At 38.7% G+C, this 18647-nt stretch carries 17 protein-coding genes and 2 tRNA genes; 16 read left to right on the top strand and 3 right to left on the bottom strand.

Annotation, left to right across the window (positions count from 1 at the left end; all coding sequences use genetic code 11):
- The first annotated feature begins 23 nt into the window (after window positions 1-23).
- From RR062_03035 to iadA, 7 genes are all read left to right on the top strand, one after another.
- Window positions 24-926, top strand: coding sequence for an ABC transporter permease (locus tag RR062_03035; protein MEG2026684.1), 903 nt, complete (start codon window positions 24-26; stop codon window positions 924-926).
- Window positions 923-1864: an ABC transporter permease gene (locus RR062_03030; protein MEG2026683.1), complete on the top strand. Its 942-nt coding sequence runs from the start codon at window positions 923-925 to the stop codon at window positions 1862-1864. Before RR062_03035 ends, RR062_03030 begins: the two co-directional genes overlap by 4 nt.
- 12 nt (window positions 1865-1876) lie before the next feature.
- Entirely contained in the window at window positions 1877-4156 is a 2280-nt protein-coding gene (locus RR062_03025; protein ID MEG2026682.1) for a dipeptide ABC transporter ATP-binding protein, read from the top strand.
- Window positions 4157-4219: 63 nt separating this feature from the next.
- Entirely contained in the window at window positions 4220-6304 is a 2085-nt protein-coding gene (locus RR062_03020) for a hypothetical protein (GenBank protein MEG2026681.1), read from the top strand.
- 224 nt (window positions 6305-6528) lie between these two features.
- A complete protein-coding gene (locus RR062_03015) occupies window positions 6529-8706 on the top strand; it encodes a hypothetical protein (protein ID MEG2026680.1) in 2178 nt (725 codons plus the stop codon).
- A gap of 25 nt (window positions 8707-8731) precedes the next feature.
- Window positions 8732-9550: a cyanophycinase gene (locus tag RR062_03010; protein ID MEG2026679.1), complete on the top strand. Its 819-nt coding sequence runs from the start codon at window positions 8732-8734 to the stop codon at window positions 9548-9550.
- Window positions 9544-10671 carry a beta-aspartyl-peptidase gene (iadA, locus tag RR062_03005; GenBank protein ID MEG2026678.1) on the top strand — a complete coding sequence of 376 codons (1128 nt, stop codon included), beginning with the start codon at window positions 9544-9546 and terminating at the stop codon, window positions 10669-10671. The genes RR062_03010 and iadA overlap by 7 nt, the downstream gene beginning before the upstream one ends.
- A gap of 187 nt (window positions 10672-10858) precedes the next feature.
- Here the strand turns inward: iadA and RR062_03000 are convergent, their stop codons facing one another.
- Together RR062_03000 and RR062_02995 are read right to left on the bottom strand one after the other, a co-directional pair.
- The gene (locus RR062_03000) at window positions 10859-11188 is read right to left on the bottom strand and encodes a hypothetical protein (protein MEG2026677.1); all 330 of its coding nucleotides are present in this window, start codon (window positions 11186-11188) and stop codon (window positions 10859-10861) included.
- 50 nt (window positions 11189-11238) lie between these two features.
- Window positions 11239-11313 (bottom strand) — tRNA-Arg (locus tag RR062_02995).
- A gap of 351 nt (window positions 11314-11664) precedes the next feature.
- Between RR062_02995 and RR062_02990 the strand changes: the two genes are divergently transcribed.
- From RR062_02990 to rpsR, 9 genes are all read left to right on the top strand, one after another.
- Window positions 11665-11754: transfer RNA gene (locus RR062_02990), tRNA-Ser, on the top strand.
- Between the two features lie 781 nt (window positions 11755-12535).
- A complete protein-coding gene (locus RR062_02985; protein MEG2026676.1) occupies window positions 12536-13420 on the top strand; it encodes a PhzF family phenazine biosynthesis protein in 885 nt (294 codons plus the stop codon).
- 318 nt (window positions 13421-13738) lie between these two features.
- A complete protein-coding gene (locus RR062_02980; GenBank protein MEG2026675.1) occupies window positions 13739-14746 on the top strand; it encodes an asparaginase in 1008 nt (335 codons plus the stop codon).
- Between the two features lie 240 nt (window positions 14747-14986).
- Entirely contained in the window at window positions 14987-15397 is a 411-nt protein-coding gene (locus tag RR062_02975; GenBank protein MEG2026674.1) for a hypothetical protein, read from the top strand.
- A gap of 5 nt (window positions 15398-15402) precedes the next feature.
- Window positions 15403-16059 carry a uracil-DNA glycosylase gene (gene ung, locus RR062_02970; protein ID MEG2026673.1) on the top strand — a complete coding sequence of 219 codons (657 nt, stop codon included), beginning with the start codon at window positions 15403-15405 and terminating at the stop codon, window positions 16057-16059.
- Complete coding sequence (locus RR062_02965) at window positions 16060-16806, top strand: alpha/beta hydrolase (protein MEG2026672.1); 747 nt, start codon at window positions 16060-16062, stop codon at window positions 16804-16806.
- 131 nt (window positions 16807-16937) lie between these two features.
- A complete protein-coding gene (gene rpsF / locus RR062_02960) occupies window positions 16938-17222 on the top strand; it encodes a 30S ribosomal protein S6 (GenBank protein MEG2026671.1) in 285 nt (94 codons plus the stop codon).
- Between the two features lie 19 nt (window positions 17223-17241).
- Entirely contained in the window at window positions 17242-17643 is a 402-nt protein-coding gene (locus tag RR062_02955) for a single-stranded DNA-binding protein (protein ID MEG2026670.1), read from the top strand.
- A gap of 26 nt (window positions 17644-17669) precedes the next feature.
- Entirely contained in the window at window positions 17670-17918 is a 249-nt protein-coding gene (gene rpsR, locus RR062_02950; protein ID MEG2026669.1) for a 30S ribosomal protein S18, read from the top strand.
- A gap of 150 nt (window positions 17919-18068) precedes the next feature.
- Here rpsR and RR062_02945 read toward each other — a convergent pair whose 3' ends face one another.
- Entirely contained in the window at window positions 18069-18644 is a 576-nt protein-coding gene (locus RR062_02945) for a hypothetical protein (GenBank protein ID MEG2026668.1), read from the bottom strand.
- Between the last annotated feature and the right edge of the window lie 3 nt (window positions 18645-18647).

Below are 18647 nucleotides of genomic sequence, written 5' to 3'. Positions count from 1 at the left end.
TAATAATAATTTTTGTAGTATTTATGCTACTTAGATTGATGCCAACCGACGGTTACTTTACAAGGGACGACTTGTTTAATATGACCGAGTTTGAGAGAGAACAATATTTAATAGATATAGGCGTAAAAGGCAATCCCTTTGTTCTCTTTGGCAAATTCTTTGTCAATTTATTTCAAGGCGACTTAGGCGAAGTATTGCGTGTTGACAAAATTCACAAGCCTATTGTCGATTTACTCGCCGAAAGAGTGCCATATTCCTTAGCTTTCGGCGGAGTAAGTATGGTTATTTCTATGGCGCTGGGCTTCTTTATGGGCATATCTATGGCAAAAAATAAAGACAAACTGCCAGACTTACTTGGTACGGGTTATGTAGTAGCGGTAAGAGCAATACCTAGTTTGATTTATCTATTCTTTATTCAAGTATATTTCACTAGATGGTTTGGAATACCTATGACATTTAGCGATAGCAACCCTGCGACTTGGGTACTGCCTGTTATATCGTTATCGCTGTCTAGCATAGCTTGGTATGCGGTATGGCTAAGGCGATTTATGGTAGACGAGGAAAATAGAGATTACGTTAAATTTGCTAGGGCAAAAGGGTTGAGCGAACGAAAAATTATGAACAGCCACATTTTGCGTAACGCCCTTGTTCCGCTAGTACAGTATTTTCCAACTCAACTACTACTAACTATATCAGGCTCTCTTGTAATCGAGAGTTTGTATAGCATACCCGGCATGGGCGGACTATTAGTCAAGGCTATACAAGAAATGGATAACAACGTAGTACAAATATTAGTTCTACTATTCTCAATACTAGGCATTGTCGGCGTATTTTTGGGCGATATAGCTATGGCCATAATTGACCCTCGCATACAGCTTACTTCAAGCAGTAAAAGAAAGGCAAAAAAGGAGGTTAAAGCGTTATGATGAATCTCCAAGTTAAGTTAACCGAATCTATGTTTGAAAAAGCCGGGTTTAACGAAAAAGAAGCTGACAATATAGGCTATTCCAATTATTCTTACTGGCGGTCTACAATAAGAACGTTCTTTAAAAGCCCTATTTCTAAAACATTAGTAATTTTAGCCGGATTGTTTGTGCTTATGGCGTTCTTTTACCCGATGTTTACTTCGGTAGACCCCATAGCGCCTACAATCATTAATAATCCCGAGCTAGCTAACAACGCGCCTAGCGCAGAACATATCTTTGGAACTGACAACTTAGGGCGAGATATGTGGACACGTACTTGGTACGGCACAAGAACTTCGCTTTTGCTAGGTTTTGTAGTAGCGTTTTTTGACATCACCATCGGCGTAATTATGGGCGCTCTTTGGGGATACGTTGAAAAAATGGATAGAATAATGACCGAAATTTACAACGTTTTAGTCAATATACCACAGACAATATATCTAGTTTTATTTACCTATATATTTACTCCGGGTTTTTGGACGATAGTTCTAGCTATGTGCGTGACGGGTTGGCTGTCGGTTGCAATGTTTATTCGCAACAAGGTCGTTGCTATAAGGCGAAGCGAGTATAACATCGCAAGTCGTTGTTTAGGCACTCCGCTAGGACGCATTTTATCTAAGAATATTCTTCCTAATCTAGTTAGCTTGATTATTATGCAAACTGCGTTAACTATACCTATGACCATTGGTTCGGAAGTTTTCTTAGGTTATATCGGTTTAGGTTTACCGGGTACTTCGGTAGTGTCGCTAGGCGACTTAATAAGCACGGGTAGAGCGGTATTCCGTTTCCACTCCTATCAATTATGGTTTCCCACTTTGATTTTGTCGATTATAACAATTTCATTCTATGTTTTGGGCAATCGTTTCGCAGATGCGTCCGACCCCAAAAATCACGTGTAAGAGGTGAATATTATGAACATAGAAGAACAACAAACAAAACAAAATCAAGACGAAGTTAAAGCCAAAACAGAGCAAAATCAAGACGAAGAACAAATCGAAATAGAGCAAAGTCAAGGCGAACAACAAACCGAAACAGAGCAAAGTCAAGACGAAGAACAAATCGAAATAGAACAAGATTCCTGCGACAAAGACGTCATTTTGGAAATTAAAGACTTGGTAGTTCAATTTAATCTAAGAGGCAGGACGCTTACCGCAGTAAGAGGTTCAAGCTTAAAATTATATCGTAGCGAAACCTTAGCCATAGTTGGCGAAAGCGGTAGCGGTAAATCTGTGCTAACTAAGACTTTTGTTGGTATGACCGATAAAAATGGCTGGGTCGAGAGCGGTAACATTCTTTTTGACGGACAAGACTTAGCCGAGTGGTCAACAAGGCGACCTGACTACAATCAACGCCGAATCAATAAAAAGAATTGGTTGAAGATTAGAGGCAAACGCATAGCTATGGTTTTTCAAGACCCTATGACTGCTCTTAATCCTCTTAAACGCATTGGCGAACAAATCAAAGAAGTTTTGGTGCTTCACAGTAAATTAAATAAAGAAGATGCGAAGAAAGAGGCGATGTCGCTTATGGAAAAAGTCGGTATCCCCGACGTTGCCACAAGATATTATCAATATCCGCACGAATTTAGCGGTGGTATGCGTCAACGTATAGTAATAGCTACGGCTATTGCTTGCCACCCCGACATTCTTATTTGCGACGAACCAACAACTGCGCTAGACGTAACTTTACAAACTCAAATATTAAAATTATTAAAAGATATTCAAGCCGAACTCGACTTAACCGTAGTCTTTATTACTCACGACTTAGGCGTAGTAGCTAACGTTGCCGACCGAGTCGCAGTAATGTACGCAGGCGAAATAGTCGAGATTGGGTCAAGCGACGAACTATTCTCGCTGCCGGTTCACCCTTATACAAGGGCGCTTATGAAATCGTTACCTCAGCTAGGGGTTAAAGGCGAAGACTTATACGCAATTAAGGGTACGCCCCCAAACCTATATAAAGAGATTAAGGGCGACGCATTCGCTTATCGTAACCCCGACGCTTTAAAGATTGACTTCGAGCAAGAACCGCCGTTTTTTGAGGTATCTCCAACGCATAAAGCTAAGACTTGGACGCTACACAAATACGCTATTGACAAATACGGCGACCCAAAAAATTATATTGGTTCGGCGTCGTCTGCTCGGTCGCACTTTGCCAAAGCAGTAGTAGATAGAAACAAACTTGACGAACTTAATAAAAAGGAAGTTATACTGTCGGTGGAAAATCTTTGCGTAGATTTCGGCGCAGGCAAAAAGAAATTCCGTGCAGTAGATAACGCAAGTTTTCAAATTCATAAAGGCGAAACATTTGCCTTAGTCGGCGAGAGCGGGAGCGGAAAAACTACCATAGGTCGTTCGATTATGAAGATAACTCCTAACAGTAGCGGACAAATAGTTTTCAACGGCGAACGCATAGACGAGAAATTAAACTACGAACAAATGAAGCAATTTCGTCAAAGCGTGCAAATGATTTTCCAAGACCCAATGGCATCTTTAAACGAAAGAGCTAAGGTAGACTATATCATAAGCGAAGGTCTTTACAACTTCAAATTATTTAAAAACGAAGAGGAGCGAAAGGAAAAAGTAGCTAAGGCAATGATTGACGTAGGACTATCGCCGGAGTTTGCAAGTCGCTTTCCGCACGAGTTTTCAGGCGGTCAAAGACAGCGTTTGGGCATTGCAAGGGCGCTTATTATGCAACCCCAACTAATTATAGCAGACGAACCTATCTCGGCGCTAGACGTCTCTATACGGGCTCAAATCATTAACCTACTTAACTATTTGAAAAAAGCTCGTGATTTGACCTATCTATTTATCGCTCACGACTTATCCGTTGTTAGATTTATAAGCGACCGAATAGCCGTAATTCATAAGGGCAAAATTGTCGAACTTGCCGAGGCGGAAGAACTATTTCTCAACCCTATGCACCCTTACACTAAGGCGTTGCTTTCGGCAATACCCATGCCCGACCCCGAATACGAAAGGAACAAGATTGTAACTAATTATGACCCAAAAGTTTCTCACGATTACTCTGTTCAACAGCCAAGTTGGCAGAAACTTAAAGAGGGGCATTTCATATTAGCTAACGATAAAGAGATGGAAATTTATATTAAAAATTTGCAACCCGACGTTCCCAAGGTAGTCAAAACCGCAAAAAAGACAGCTCCAAAGAAGTCTAAAAAAACTGTTTAAAAATTTATAGCCCGATACAATTAATTAGAGGGGTTTAAATAAAGTATTAAAGGAGAAGAAACAATGAAAAAATTATCACTATTTCTAGCTGTGTTACTAGCTGTTTCTTGCTTGTTTTCGTTATCTGCTTGTAAGGGCGATAAGGAAACTTGGCTTACTGAAATTACAGCCGATCACCTAGCAACAATAGCAAGCGCTAATGATTATGGCGTAAAGGTAAAGAAAGGCGCTGACTTTGATGATAAGCAAGCAAAGAGCCTATTTATCGGTTATTCCTCAGCTGACCTTGCAACCGTAAAGACAGCCTTAGAAGGCTTGAAGAAAGCTGACTTTGACGCAATGTATCCTACTACGGGTACGATTTATCTAAGAGAAAGAGAACTTTCCTATGTTGGAGGCGAATCAATGGCGCTATCTAAGGGTTCGTTCGACTTTATCAACAAGACCGTAGATATGATGGCTACTCCCGGCACTTATTACATCTATGTAATAGTAGTTGGCGACAATGGTTTGCTTTGGGTTGGTAGACTCGAAGAAGCAATAGTAAGAACAGACGCTTCTACCGGAGACCAAAATTGGGACGAAACTTTTGCAATTCCTAACATTAAGTTAGTAGAGTGCGACCCCTTTGATTTTAGCCTAACAGGCGCAAAACAATTTAGAATGCACGCTGACGTTTACTTAGAAAAACTTGCCGAAGGACAAACACAAAGCGAACTTTACAACAAACTAGACTCAGTTTTAATGTTATATTCGGTTAAGACTCTTGCAGAAATACAAGCTTATATTAAAGAGAATATTAAGACCGGCGTTGACATTGAAGCTCTTGATACGGCTAACCGTGTTAGATTACTCAATAAAGGCAAAAGACTAGAATATTTAGCTACCGACAATCCTGCTAGCACAGGTTTTTATGGCGTAGCGGTAGACTTTGTTACTCTTAATTCTATCGAGCAAACACCCGGCGTTTACCACTTCTATATGGCGTCTGTTGCAAACGGACAAATTAAGTGGGTAGGCGAAGCTCAAAAGACAGTTGAAATTACGCCCGATACTATCGACGTAAGAAATGCTTTAATAGACTTTGTATATTCAACCGTTCTCGAAAGCGATAACAAAGATGCGGCTAACTGGGCTCCCGAAGTTAAGGCCGAAGCTATTAAAAAGAGCATTGTAGCTGAAATTGGAACAAACATTACGGGTTTGACCGTAACGCCTACTTTCAAATCAGGCAATATCTTTACAGTAACAATTTCTAAGGGCGCTGTTAGCGCTTCAAGAGAAATTGACGTTATCTTTGGACCGCCAGCCGACCCAACTGCTTGGCTAACAGAAATTACAGCAGACCACTTACCCGAAATTAAGACTGTAAATGACTTTGGCATTAAGGTTAAGAAAGGCTTTGCTTTTGACAAAACCTTAGCTAAGAGCCTATTTATCGGTTATTCCTCAGCCGACCTTGCAACTGTTAAAGCTGCCTTAGCAGGTTTAACAAGAGCTGACTTTGACGCAATGTATCCTGTCGAAGGCAAAATCTATATGAGACAAAGAGGCCTTTCTTATGTTGATGATGGTGGCACAATGGCTCCTTCGGAAGGTTCGTTTGACTTTATTAACAAAGACGTTGATATGATGGTTACTCCCGGCACTTATTACCTCTATGTAGTAGTTGTTGGCGACGACGGTATGCTTTGGGTTGGTAGACTTGAACAAGCAATCGTAAGAGTTGACCCAACGGCTTGGCTTGCAAATATCACAGCCGACCACTTAGACCCTCTTACAAGCGTAAATGACCTAGGCGTTAAGATAGTCGCTGGTCCTGCATTTGACGCTACTCTTGCTAAGAGCATATTTATCGGTTATTCCTCAGCTGACCTTGCAACTGTTAAAGCTGCCCTAGCAGGCTTAACAAGAGCCGACTTTGACGCAATGTATCCTGTTGAAGGCGCAATTTATCTAAGAGAAAGAAAACTTTCTTATGTTACCGATGGCAAGACAATGGCTCTATCTAAGGGTTCGTTCGACTTTATCAACAAGACCGTAGATATGATGGCTACTCCCGGCACTTATTACATCTATGTAATAGTAGTTGGCGACAATGGTTTGCTTTGGGTTGGTAGACTCGAACAAGCTATCGTTCGTTCATAATTAAACAATAGCGCATTTAACAGCGTTATAGTTTGCTAGCGATAGTTTTACACACTCTGTCTTACACTTGCTAGCGTATCTTACAATCAGTCGGTTTTTTCCCACAAATGCTTTATTGCGTTTGTGGGAAAATACCAAATAAACTTAAATTTGAATATAACCAAACGCTCTATGTAAGTGTTTGAATATATAAATATACTAATAAATGTTAGGAGATAAATAATATGAAAAAGCGTATCCTTGCTATTATCTTTGTATTACTGCTGGTTATTCCAATGTTTGTATTAACCGGTTGCGCTTGCGAACATAAATGGGTTGACGGCGTATGCTCTATTTGCGGAGAAAAATGCGAACATAAATGGGTTGATAGCGTATGCTCTATTTGCGGAAAAAAGTGCGCGCATCAATATGAAAACGGCGTATGCGTAATATGCCAACATCAAGATGAGAATTATTTAGCTAAGACTGAATTCTCTTTGCAAGAGGTTACATTATATGGCAACGGTGGCGTTACACCTGAAAAATATAAGATTTCTTTTACAAAGAGCCAGAATATGACCGGCGTAGAGGCGTACGGAATATGCTACTCCACTTCAAGCCCAAAACAAGTTAAAGATTATTTGTCAAAAATTAATAAGGAACAAATTCTTGCCTTAGAGGGCGATAATTCGGTGTATATTATGACAGATTTGTCTTATGCTGACGGTGTTGGCAATACCTATAACACTAATCAAAAGGATATTATTAGTGGTAAAGTAATGACCGACCCGGGCGAATATAGATTTTTCTGCTTTACTTTGGGTAAAGATGGTATGCTTGCGCTATCTATTGCGGACCGCACAATTATTAAGCAAGCTTATGCAACCGACCTAGACTTTACTAAAAATGGCAACAGTTTAAACTTAACGTTTAGGAGTTTTGAAGATATTGTTAGCAATATAGTGTTTTACAGTATGACAAATATTGCCGACGTTGAAATGCGTGTTAAGTTACTTAGCGCAAACGAAATTAAAACATTAATCAGCGATAAGAAGGTTGTTGAAGTTGCTAACGCTGTCGACTCGACTGCGAGTATAGATTTAAACAGTCAAAAAGATATTTATGGCAAAGCGTACAATGCCGAGAACATATATTATGTCTATGTCGCAAGCCTTAACAAGGAAGGTAGAGTTACGGGAATTTACAAGTCGTTTAGATTACTTACGCCTACGACCTTACCTACCGTACTAGCTACAATCGGTTATGGGGCTGGAAACGGCACGATATTCCCTAACGGCGGAGCTTGCACCACAACAGTGCTTGCTTCGAGCGAATTAACCAAACTTAAAGCGGCAATCGGCGGACGCCCACGTGTAGCAATTATCGGCGCTGCTTCGGGTAGCGAAGCTGACAATTTTACCGAATTTGGAGTACAGAAGCAACTTTTCAAACAAGTTGGTATGGACGCTGTTTATATTCCGCTTAACCCCGAAAATTATAAAGTAATCGGCAACGACGACTATTTTTCAGCCTTAATAGGCAGTTGTCACGGCGTACACTTTATCGGCGGAGACCAATCAAAGATTAGTAGATGTATTTATAACGACGACAATACTTTAAATAAATGCGGACAAGCTATCTACGACATTGTAGGAAAGGGCGGTTTTGCAACAGGCACAAGCGCAGGCGCAAACATTATGAGCAATCCTACTTATTTAAACGGCACGTCAACTAGCACAATCAATGCAAATTCTTCTACAAACTGTAATATCGGCGATTGCGACAGCGGAGCTCCCAACACGGACGTAGCTATTTCTACGCAAGGACTTAGTTGGTCTAGCGACTTAACAGGTTATGTTACTCTACTTGACAGCCACTTTGACGCTCGTAGTCGTTTAGGCAGAATGTTAGTAGCTATGCGTGACAACAACATTAAGTTAGGTATGGGCTTTGACGAAGGCACAGGCATTTGTATTTGTAGGGGCGTAGGCACTGTATACGGACCTAACGGCGTATTTATTGTAGACGCAAGAAAGGCTACTTTTGGCAGTAAGAATGACGCAAGTTTTACTTGCGATAATATAGTAATACATTATTTAACAGCAGGCGACAGTATTAAATTTGACACAATGACAGTCATTCCTTTTCAAAAATCACTTGTAACCGAGCCGATAACCACAACTTATACTACTAAGGATATTTTTGGTTCAAACTACTCAACAACCCAAGCCTTAGTGACGTTTGCGTTTAGTCAACTAGCAACTTCAAGCTATGGAATTGCATCTCAAACCACTAAGCTTATACTAACCAGAGTAGAATCGACCCAAGTTTATGCTTCTTCTAGCGTAGCTATGACAATTACGGGGTTGAAAGATTACAAAAAGTGTACTATAATAAACCTAGTACTATCAATTAAGAAGTAAATAATAGCTAATAAGGGGCATCATTATGGAAAAAAAGGGTAAACTCGTCATTTGTGGCGGTAATATATCGGTGTCGGCAAAAAAGATTTTTACAAGATTTGCGCAGTATGCGACACTTGATAGAACAAAAATAGTAGTTGTTGTTTCTGCAAGCGACGAACCAATAGAAAGTTTTGACGCAACAAAAGATAAATTGATTAGCGTAGGCGTTCCAAAAGAAGATATATTTATGCTACCATTATTTGATAAAGAAGTAGCTACTCAGTTAGGACTAGCAAACGCAAGACATCAGGAACTTTTAGATATTCTCAGCAACGCTACCGGCGTTTGGTTTACCGGTGGCAGTCAACTACGCACAACTGCGCTTTTCCTCAACGAAGACTTTACCGATACGATTTATCTTAAATCGATTCGTCAAGTTCTTGTTCGTGGCGGAGTAATCGGCGGTAGTTCGGCGGGCGCTGCAATTATGAGCAAGGTTATGATAGGCAACGGCACAGACGAGGGTTGCCTTGCTTATCCTCCAATTACTTGTGTAAAAGAATATTTTAGCGACAAATCTAACGAAGAACACGAAAAACTGCTAATAACCAAAGGTTTAGGTTTTTTTGACGGCGGTATTATCGACCAACACTTTAATACTCGGGCTCGTCAGCGTAGATTAATTACCACAATGAAATATACTTCCACTCCCTACGGCTACGGCATAAGCGAAGATACGGGCTTAATTTACAATATAGCCAGTGGCGCTATTGAGGTATTAGGTAGCGCATACGTATACAAGATAGTTTTAGCCGACAACGAAACAACAATAGAACGCATTACGGAGAACGCAAAATGTTAACTCTTATTAAAAATGTTACCGTCTATTCGCCTTCGCCTTTGGGAATTTGCGATATTTTAATTGCAAATGATAGAATTGAACAAATTTCTCAAAACATTTCTTTAACGCTTGATAACGTCGTAATAGTCGATGGTCAAGGGCTTACGGCTATTCCCGGTTTAATCGACAACCACGTTCATATTTTAGGAGGCGGTGGCGAAGCGTCGTATGCGTCTCAAACTCCGCCCATTGAGGCAGGCGAACTTATCGCCTCGGGCGTAACTACCGTAGTAGGCGTACTTGGTACTGACGGCGTTTCTCGCACAATGGCAAATTTAGTCGCAAAGGTTAGGGGGCTAAGGGAACAAGGTGTTTCTGCATACTGTATGGCAGGCAACTATCGCATACCTCAGCTAACGGCAACGGGGGATATCTTTAAAGATATGCTTTTTGTAGATTGTATTATTGGTAGCGGAGAACTTGCAATTAACGACCATCGCTCTTCTCAACCGACCCAACAAGACTTCAACAGCGTAGTAGCCGACACCTATGTAGCCGGTATGCTTTCTGGCAAAGCCGGCGTAAGTAACGTTCATTTAGGCAGTGGCAAGAGCGGACTTAAACTTTTGACAACTTTACTTACCGAAACGGAAATTCCTTCGCAAAAAATTCTACCCACACATATTAATAGAAGCCAAGATATTTTTAGTCAAGGCATAGCTTATTCGATTAAATTTAATGCGACAATAGACTTTACTACAAGTAGAGATAATATTACGCCGATTAACGACCCTTTAAATGCGCATAATTGTTTTATTTCTTCGCTTGCTTCGGGCGTAAATATAAGCAACATTACATTTAGCTCGGACGGACAAGGCAGTATGCCAATTTATGACATAGATAAGCGAATTATCGGTTCGGGCGTAGGCAAGGTAGCAAGCGTTTGGGAGACAATTTCTGCCCTAGTTTCGCAAGGAATTGACCTTAGTCAAGCCCTGCTTCCGGCAACGACAAATCCTGCTCGCATACTAAGTCTAGCTAGTAAGGGCAATTTAAAAGTAGGCGCAGACGCCGACATAGTTCTTGTAAGGGGCGACAAAATAGTGTCGGTCTTTGCGTGTGGAAAACATTATCAAGTCTAGCGCCGTGACAAACAAACGGTAACTTAATTATTCCGTCCATACAACACAAATTTATATATCTTTTTATTTTAGTCGACTTAACTATTCTTTTTTATCTTAATTTTTTACATTTTTACGTCACAAAGAAAACGCTTAGAGAGTTATCTAAGCGTTTTGTCGTAATAAAATAATTAAGTTAAATACAATGCTAAGTTTGGTCTTTTTTGCTTTCTTCTGCCTTGCTTTCTATAAATTTGTAGAAATTATTGAGATTGATAAAATTAAGTACGAAGAAGACAATGCCAAATACAGCTAGCCCAATGTTAGCGTAAAGATTTAGAGACAACACTTCTAGCCCGTTAAAGATAAATTTGCACAAATCAACAAGTTCCCATATAGCAAAACCGCAAAAAAATAGCGAACTTATTAAAGTTGCTATTCGCATAGCCTTTTTGTGCTTTGTGTTTTGGGCATACGCCGTTCGCACAGCCTTTTTCTCTTGGTCGTCAAGCGCTTTATAAATTTCTTTTCCGTTCATATTTACTCCTTACTAAAAAAGCCACGCTCTTTTCGTGGCTAAGTATATTTTGGCGTTTCTGCCGGGAATCGAACCCGAAACTAGGCCTTAGGAGGGCCTTGTAATATCCGTTTTACTACAGAAACATAATTAATGCGGGGGTAGAGCCACGGGTAAAATTTTACATTATTACCCTACGGCAATAGAAAAGATTGACCGCATATCTAAGCTATTTAAGTATAGCAAATTTACGCTATATGTCAAGGTTAATAAAATAAATAATAACAGTAATTTAATTTTAATCGGCAAAGTTTAACTTTTTAAAAAAATATAGCAACAATTTTTTTTGCTTTACAACCGTGCTTTTGTAAAATTTTGCTAACTAACCTCAGCTACTTTTTAAATGCCCGATACATTTGACAAAATATTTTCTAGGCATAAAAATTGCGTAAGCGGTTGCAAATAATAGGCAAATAGTATATACTATTTATGGCTTTGGAGAGATGTCAGAGTGGCCGAATGAGCACGATTGGAAATCGTGTGTTGTAGGAATGCAACCGTGGGTTCAAATCCCACTCTCTCCGCCACCGCAACCACCCAAGCAGGCGTTCGCCTTTTGGGTGGTTTTGTATTGCTACGAGCTAGGTCTACGAACAGTAACGCATTTTGCCATTCGCCAAAATGCTATCCCGTCGCTTAAACTAACAAACTCGAATAAATTAAGTTTGTTATAATTTGTCTTAACAAGACCTTTTTCATATATCTTTCGCTCCTTACAAATCCCACTCTCTCCGCCACCGCAACCACCCAAATAGGCTATTGCCTTTTGGGTGGTTTTGTATTGCTACGAGCTAGGTCTACGAACAGTAACGCATTTTGCCATTCGCCAAAATGCTATCCCGTCGCTACAATTAACTTAACAAAATATATATTTGTTTTGTCAATCGTATTGACAAATTATAATAGCTAGGTTTGTAAGTTTGCTCAAAGTACTATTAATAAAACTGCCATACGCTTATTAACGTTAAATTAAAATAGTTCTAAGTTGAAAGAATTGTGTTAATGTGCTATAATACAAGTAGAAAAATAATATTTAAAATACAAAACAATATTTAAATTACAGTGATAAAAGGCAAAGACAAGCAATAAATGATTTTACAGTATTTTTCGGTTAGATTAATTGCAAAGGTTAAAAGTTGTCTACTTGTTTGCTAAAATTTTTATAATTGTTAAAAATAGCAACGACCGAGTTAGATTTGTGCAAAAAGTAATTAGTAATAGCGTAAATATAATGCTGTTAAATTTAAGTTTGTCTATATGCAAAAACTATTATGCGATATAAATTGCGAAGGGCGTAAAGGAGAGAATATGGTCGAAGCGTATGTAGTCAGCGCATTTAGCAAACACGGTAAAGGCGGAAATAACGCCGGAGTTGTGTTTGACTATACAAATTTGACGACTTTACAAAAAAGGTGGATAGCCAGCCGACTAGGTTATGCCGAAACAGTCTTTGTTTCTAATTCCGCCATTGCAGATTACAGGTTGCAATACTTTACTCCAACTAGCGAAGTTAGCTTATGCGGTCACGCTACGATTGCGACCTTTGTATTGCTTAAACTATTAAATATTCAAGAAAGTAATAATTATTTAATATCTAGTAAGCAAAAGGTCGATTATACAATAGAAACCAAATCGGGAATTTTAAAAATCAGCATTAAAAATAATTTAATATTTATGCAACAAAATAGTCCAACATTTCTAGATATTCTTAGTCCTAGCTTGTTTACAAACTGTATAAATAGCGAGTTTATCGATAAGTCTTTGCCCATTCAAATTGTTTCAACAGGGTTAAAAGACATTATTCTACCTATTGACTCAATGCAAAATTTAACTAACTTACAACCAAATTTTAAAAACATAATCAGTTTAAGCCAACAAAAAGATGTTGTTGGAATACACGCTTTTGTCTTAAACAAAAATAAAGATAACATTGCAACGTGCCGTAATTTTGCGCCGTTATATGGTATTGACGAAGAATCAGCAACCGGCACGGCTAGTTGCGCTTTGGCTTGCTATCTATTTAAGTACTTCTCTAAGCAACCGCAGTACGTGTTTGAGCAAGGTTATAGTCTAGGACAAGTTTCGCAAATAATTGTAAATTTAACTTATCAAGACGATATAATCGATGCAGTCTATGTCGGCGGAAGCGGTTATTTAGTTTGTAAAAAGTCTTTGTCTGTTCCTAATATTTAATATATTTTACTTAATTTTAGTAATTTAGTCGTCCAAATCTTGTCGGCAAAATATGCTTTTTTATTTCTTATATATGTCAAAACATATAATGCTAAAAACAATTAAATTTTTTAATATAACAATAATTTAGCTTAAAGGAGCAAATTAATATTTGTTTTGCTATTTACAAATTGCAATATGTGGTGTACAATATTATTGCTTAAAATATTTGAAATCGAAGTTTTAAAATAATATTAAAAGCAACAAATGAGTACAAGTCAAAGGTCAATAAGCGTACGATTGCAATGATGAAATATTTTAAAGGAGCAAAAACATAAAATGGTTTTAACTAAGGAATATCGTGGAAGCGTGCTAGAAAACGACCATCACGGCAGAATTTGTATTATGGACTATTCGGGTAAAATTATATATAGTCTAGGCAACGTCGGCGCGCTTACCTATTACCGTTCTACTTCTAAGCCGATACAAATTTTACCCACGCTTTGTTATGGGCTAGACCAAAGATATCACCTAGAAGGACAAGAAATTGCCGTTATGGCGTCTTCTCACGCAGGGGAAGATATCCACTTAAAGGCGTTACTTTCAATTATGGATAAAATAGGCGTTACCGAACAAGAATTGATAATGTTACCCACGTATCCTGCAAAAGAAGTTGACAAAAATCGTATGATAGAGCAACATTTGCCCCCTCGCAAGGTTCTGCATAATTGCTCGGGCAAACACTTATCGCTTATGATGCTCGCCCGTCACATAGGCAATTACGCCCCCTGCGCCCACAAAAACTACTGGCAAATAGATTGTCCGGCGCAAAAAGAAGTTAGACAAATCGTTTCTCAAATGTCGTCTTATCCCTATAACAAAATTCGTATCGGCGTAGATGGTTGCGGTGTGCCGGTATTTGCCGTGCCAATGCCCAATATGTGTCTGTCTTACTTGCGTCTTGCTTGTCCCGAACTTGTTGAAGATAGCTCGGTAAGAAAGCAAGTTGAAAAGATTACGCATTTATTTAATATGTATCCCGACTACACTTCCGGCACAAACGACTTAACAAGCGTGTTAAACGCAGACTTTAACATTATGGCAAAAAACGGAGCGCAAGGGGTATATTGTTTCGCCCTCAAAAAAGAAAAAATTTCCGTGGCTATTAAAATGGAAGATAGTCTTGCTCGTTCTTGGACCTTTGTCGTGGCAGAAATTTTGCGTCAACTTAACTATTCCAACAAGCAAACTATACAAAATATCGACAACCTTGCTTCGCCTATAATTTATAACGACAATCAAATAGAAGTTGGAATAACTAAGACTTGTTTTAACATCAACAAATAGTTTTGCTTACATAACGTATTTACCAAATATATTTTTAAAAACAATTAGTCCCTTATTAAAAAAGTAGGGGGCTAATTTTTTAGGATAACTTACAACTTGCTGAAAAATTGTTCGACATATTTAAGATAGAATTAGACTGTTTTTTGCTAAGTTGCAAAGACAAATTTACTAAAAATGTAGTTTTTTTAAAAATTTAGTGGTATAATTATAGCAAGATTTTAATGCTTGGAGGAAATATAAATGTATTGCATAACACAAGGCGGTTTGCTGTGGATTATTGTGCTTGCCCTAGTCCTTTTGAGTTCGGTATTAATTACAATTTTAATTGCGAAGTTTAAGAAGAAGCCCGACCCTCGTAAAAATATTGAAGAAACTAAACCCGACTTTGCAACGCCGTCGCTAAACGCTAACAACGAATTATACGTCACGCTTGCAAGAAATGTCACCTTGACGGCAGGCTCAGGCGAGCATAACGAGATTAAACCGGGTAAATATATTATGCGTTTAGCCGTTGAAGAAGCCGACGCTACCTTTAACGTACGCTTTAACGGACTTGTGCAAGAATTTAAGAACAATCAAAAGATTACGCTCGGCGAAGGCGACAGTCTTTGTTGCGTATCAAGCACGCTTATTTTAGTAGCCGATTTATAATATTTATGAGAGATTACAACGGTTGGGACGACATATTTATTTCGCAGTTTTCCCAGCCTTATTTTATTAAGTTAAAGGAATTTTTGTTAAAGGAATACGCTACTAAGCAAATTTTTCCGCCTCAAAAAGATTTGTTTAAGGCATTTGACCTTACTTCTTATAGCGAGTGCAACGTGGTAATTTTGGGACAAGACCCTTATTGCAACGCCGGACAAGCTATGGGTTTATCTTTTTCGGTGTCTGCTAATACGCCTATTCCGCCTAGTTTATATAACATTAAGAAAGAAATTGAGGCAGATTTAGGTTATAAAAGTAAAATTAGCAATGGTGACCTTACTTATTGGGCTAAACAAGGCGTACTACTGCTAAACACAGTCTTAACCGTCGAATCGGGCAAACCTAATTCTCACAAAGGGCAGGGCTGGGAACAATTTACCGATAGCGTGATTGTCGCTCTTAACAAACGCAAACGCCCGATTGTGTTTATGCTTTGGGGAAATAACGCTCAAACTAAGAAATACCTAATTACAAATAAGGCGCACCTAGTGCTTATGTGCGCTCACCCTTCGCCCTTATCAAGCTATCACGGGTTTTTTGGGTGTAAACATTTTTCTAAGGCTAACGAATTTTTATCTAATTTTTACAAGGAGATTGATTGGTAAATGCGCGCCTTGCTTACAATTCATGGTTTTTTAACCGACAAAACCGATTTTGACGGCGCAATCGACGTTATTTCGCCTACCTATGACCATATCGAACACTATACGATACCCGGTCATACAACTCCACGTGATTATACAAAGTTTTCTTTTACTCAAACGCTTGCAGGATTGCTCGACACTTATGATGGTTTAAGCAAATATTATGACCAGATTGATTGTCTTGGTTTTTCTTTGGGCGGAGCTTTGGCAACCTATCTTGCAAACACTCGCAAACTCAACAAATTAATTTTGCTTTCGCCCGCAAATAAATATTTAAATTTCGGCACGACTTTTCGTTGGCTTGCTTTTTACGCAGGCAAAACTTTTCAAATGCTAGGCGAAAACAAAGGCAAACTTACAAATATAAATATTTTTGACGATTCTTCAATCGCCCCATATATAGAAGACAACAAAAAAGCTATAAATATAGCGATTAAAGAATTGATACCAAATTATAACGTCCGCAACTTATTTACCTTTAATCGTTTGGTCAAACATTGCAATAGTTTTTTACAAGAAAACGATTGTCCTACCCTTATTCTTTACGGCAAACTTGACGAGATGGTGCCGTACGGCTCGATTACTATGCTTGAAAATTATTTTAGGCAAGCAAAAGTTCATATTTTTGACGACGTCGGTCACATGATGTTGCGCAGTTCACGAGCTAACGCAATAGCCGAAGTTATCAAAGAATTTATAAATAATTAAAATATTGCCTAAATTACATACATTTCCCTTGCAAAAATAACTTATTTTTGCTATAATTACAAAGCTAATAAAAAGCATACCTTGCTCTTAGCAAATGACTAAGGGCCATTTTTTAGACCAGGAGGTAAAATATGAACAATTACGAATTATTGTTTATTATCAACAGCGCTCTCGAAGACGAGGCAAGAGAAGCCGTAATATCTAAGTTTACCGCTATCGTTACTGATAACGGCGGAACAATAGATACAGTTGACAAATGGGGCGTACGTAAGTTAGCCTACACTATCAACCACAAAAACGACGGCTTTTATGTCTTAATTAATTTTTCTGCCGCTCCCACAGTTCCAGCAGAAATCGAGAGAGTTTTGAATATAACAGACACCGTTATTCGTTTCTTGTTAATTAACAAGAACTAACTAAAAGGACGCTAATACTATGAATAAAGTTATCTTAATTGGCAGATTAACAGCCGACCCCGAACTAAGCAATACCCCTTCGGGCATAGCAGTATGCCGTTTTACGCTCGCCGTAAACCGTACTTTTAAGACGGCGGACGGGCAGACAGCCGACTTTATCAACATTATCGCTTGGAGAACACAAGCCGAGAATACTTGCAAGTATCTCAAAAAAGGCGACCCTTGCGCTATTGTTGGGGCAATCCAAACTCGCACCTATGAAAAGGACGGGCAGAAGAGATATAGCACCGAAGTAGTAGCAGACAGCGTCGAATTTCTACCTCGCAATAACAATAACGGTAGCTCGGGCGGTAGTTATGAGAAGAAGTCGATTGAAGACCTCGAACCCATTGATACCGACGATTCGTCGCTACCATTCTAAATTTAATCAACAAGGAGATAATTATTATGGAAGAAAAGACTGCAACCAAACGCCCAGCTAAACGCCCTATTCGCAGAAAGGTGTGTAGCTTTTGCGTTGATAAAGTAACAAATATTGATTACAAAGATATCGCTAAACTAAGAAAATATATTACCGAAAAAGGCAAGATTATTCCTCGCAGAATGAGCGGTGTTTGCTGTAAACACCAACGTGAGCTTACAATAGCGATTAAACGAGCAAGACAAATGGCGCTTCTACCTTATGTAGCCGACTAATTGTAGCTTATTAATTAAAAACATTATTAAAAAACAACTCAAAATATATTTTGAGTTGTTTTTTGTTGGTTAATAAATGCTAATAAATTTGTTGGTTAATTTAAACTTTTTATATAAAATTTATTTTTGTTTAGGTAAAAATAAATAAGCCTAATCGTTTGCAAGTTGAGCTTGCGACATATTCTTTACATAAGTAAGGGCTTTGCAAAGGGGTTTATATAGTATTAACACGCCGGCAAGACTAGACGCAAGGTGAAATGCGTAAAACCATAGTCCTCTTACATAATAAAGAGCAAACATCTTAAAAAACGAGTCTGCCGTATTTGTTCCAAGCGAGTATATACAGGCGTCGAAAAGGCTAGATAAAATTCCAAATGCTAGCGTACAGCTTAACGAATAGATTAACGCTACACAAATTTTCCTTTTTTTAAGCGCATACGATGCGCCAAACGCAAGCAAGGGCCAATAGATAAAGTATAGCAGTACCCAGCTACCAAAAGGGTAGAGGATAGCCTCCATAATGCAGAATATTATTGTGGCAGGCACGCTATATTTTGCGCCAAAGACCGTAGAATAACACAATATTAGTATTGTAACAATCTCAACGTTTGGTATAATAGCAAGCGCAAGTTTTCCGCCAACAAGCGTAGCGGCAAATACTGCAATATAGGCTATCGCAATAGTTTTTCCGCTCGGGCTAATTAAATTGTCTTTAAGTAGTTTCAATTA

It is taken from the genome of Clostridia bacterium (genome assembly GCA_036654455.1).
Classification (GTDB): Bacteria; Bacillota; Clostridia; order Christensenellales; family CAG-314; genus JAVVRZ01.
The sequence above is the reverse complement of the archived record's forward strand: the minus strand, read 5'-3'. Positions and strand labels throughout refer to the sequence as shown.

Excerpts from the sequence above, each read along its gene's own strand:
- RR062_03035 (MEG2026684.1), top strand. The coding sequence starts at position 24 with ATGCTACTTAGATTGATGCCAACCGACGGTTACTTTACAAGGGACGAC.
- RR062_03030 (MEG2026683.1), top strand. The coding sequence starts at position 923 with ATGATGAATCTCCAAGTTAAGTTAACCGAATCTATGTTTGAAAAAGCC.
- RR062_03025 (MEG2026682.1), top strand. The coding sequence starts at position 1,877 with ATGAACATAGAAGAACAACAAACAAAACAAAATCAAGACGAAGTTAAA.
- RR062_03020 (MEG2026681.1), top strand. The coding sequence starts at position 4,220 with ATGAAAAAATTATCACTATTTCTAGCTGTGTTACTAGCTGTTTCTTGC.
- RR062_03015 (MEG2026680.1), top strand. The coding sequence starts at position 6,529 with ATGAAAAAGCGTATCCTTGCTATTATCTTTGTATTACTGCTGGTTATT.
- RR062_03010 (MEG2026679.1), top strand. The coding sequence starts at position 8,732 with ATGGAAAAAAAGGGTAAACTCGTCATTTGTGGCGGTAATATATCGGTG.
- iadA (MEG2026678.1), top strand. The coding sequence starts at position 9,544 with ATGTTAACTCTTATTAAAAATGTTACCGTCTATTCGCCTTCGCCTTTG.
- RR062_03000 (MEG2026677.1), bottom strand. The coding sequence starts at position 11,188 with ATGAACGGAAAAGAAATTTATAAAGCGCTTGACGACCAAGAGAAAAAG.
- RR062_02985 (MEG2026676.1), top strand. The coding sequence starts at position 12,536 with ATGGTCGAAGCGTATGTAGTCAGCGCATTTAGCAAACACGGTAAAGGC.
- RR062_02980 (MEG2026675.1), top strand. The coding sequence starts at position 13,739 with ATGGTTTTAACTAAGGAATATCGTGGAAGCGTGCTAGAAAACGACCAT.
- RR062_02975 (MEG2026674.1), top strand. The coding sequence starts at position 14,987 with ATGTATTGCATAACACAAGGCGGTTTGCTGTGGATTATTGTGCTTGCC.
- ung (MEG2026673.1), top strand. The coding sequence starts at position 15,403 with ATGAGAGATTACAACGGTTGGGACGACATATTTATTTCGCAGTTTTCC.
- RR062_02965 (MEG2026672.1), top strand. The coding sequence starts at position 16,060 with ATGCGCGCCTTGCTTACAATTCATGGTTTTTTAACCGACAAAACCGAT.
- rpsF (MEG2026671.1), top strand. The coding sequence starts at position 16,938 with ATGAACAATTACGAATTATTGTTTATTATCAACAGCGCTCTCGAAGAC.
- RR062_02955 (MEG2026670.1), top strand. The coding sequence starts at position 17,242 with ATGAATAAAGTTATCTTAATTGGCAGATTAACAGCCGACCCCGAACTA.
- rpsR (MEG2026669.1), top strand. The coding sequence starts at position 17,670 with ATGGAAGAAAAGACTGCAACCAAACGCCCAGCTAAACGCCCTATTCGC.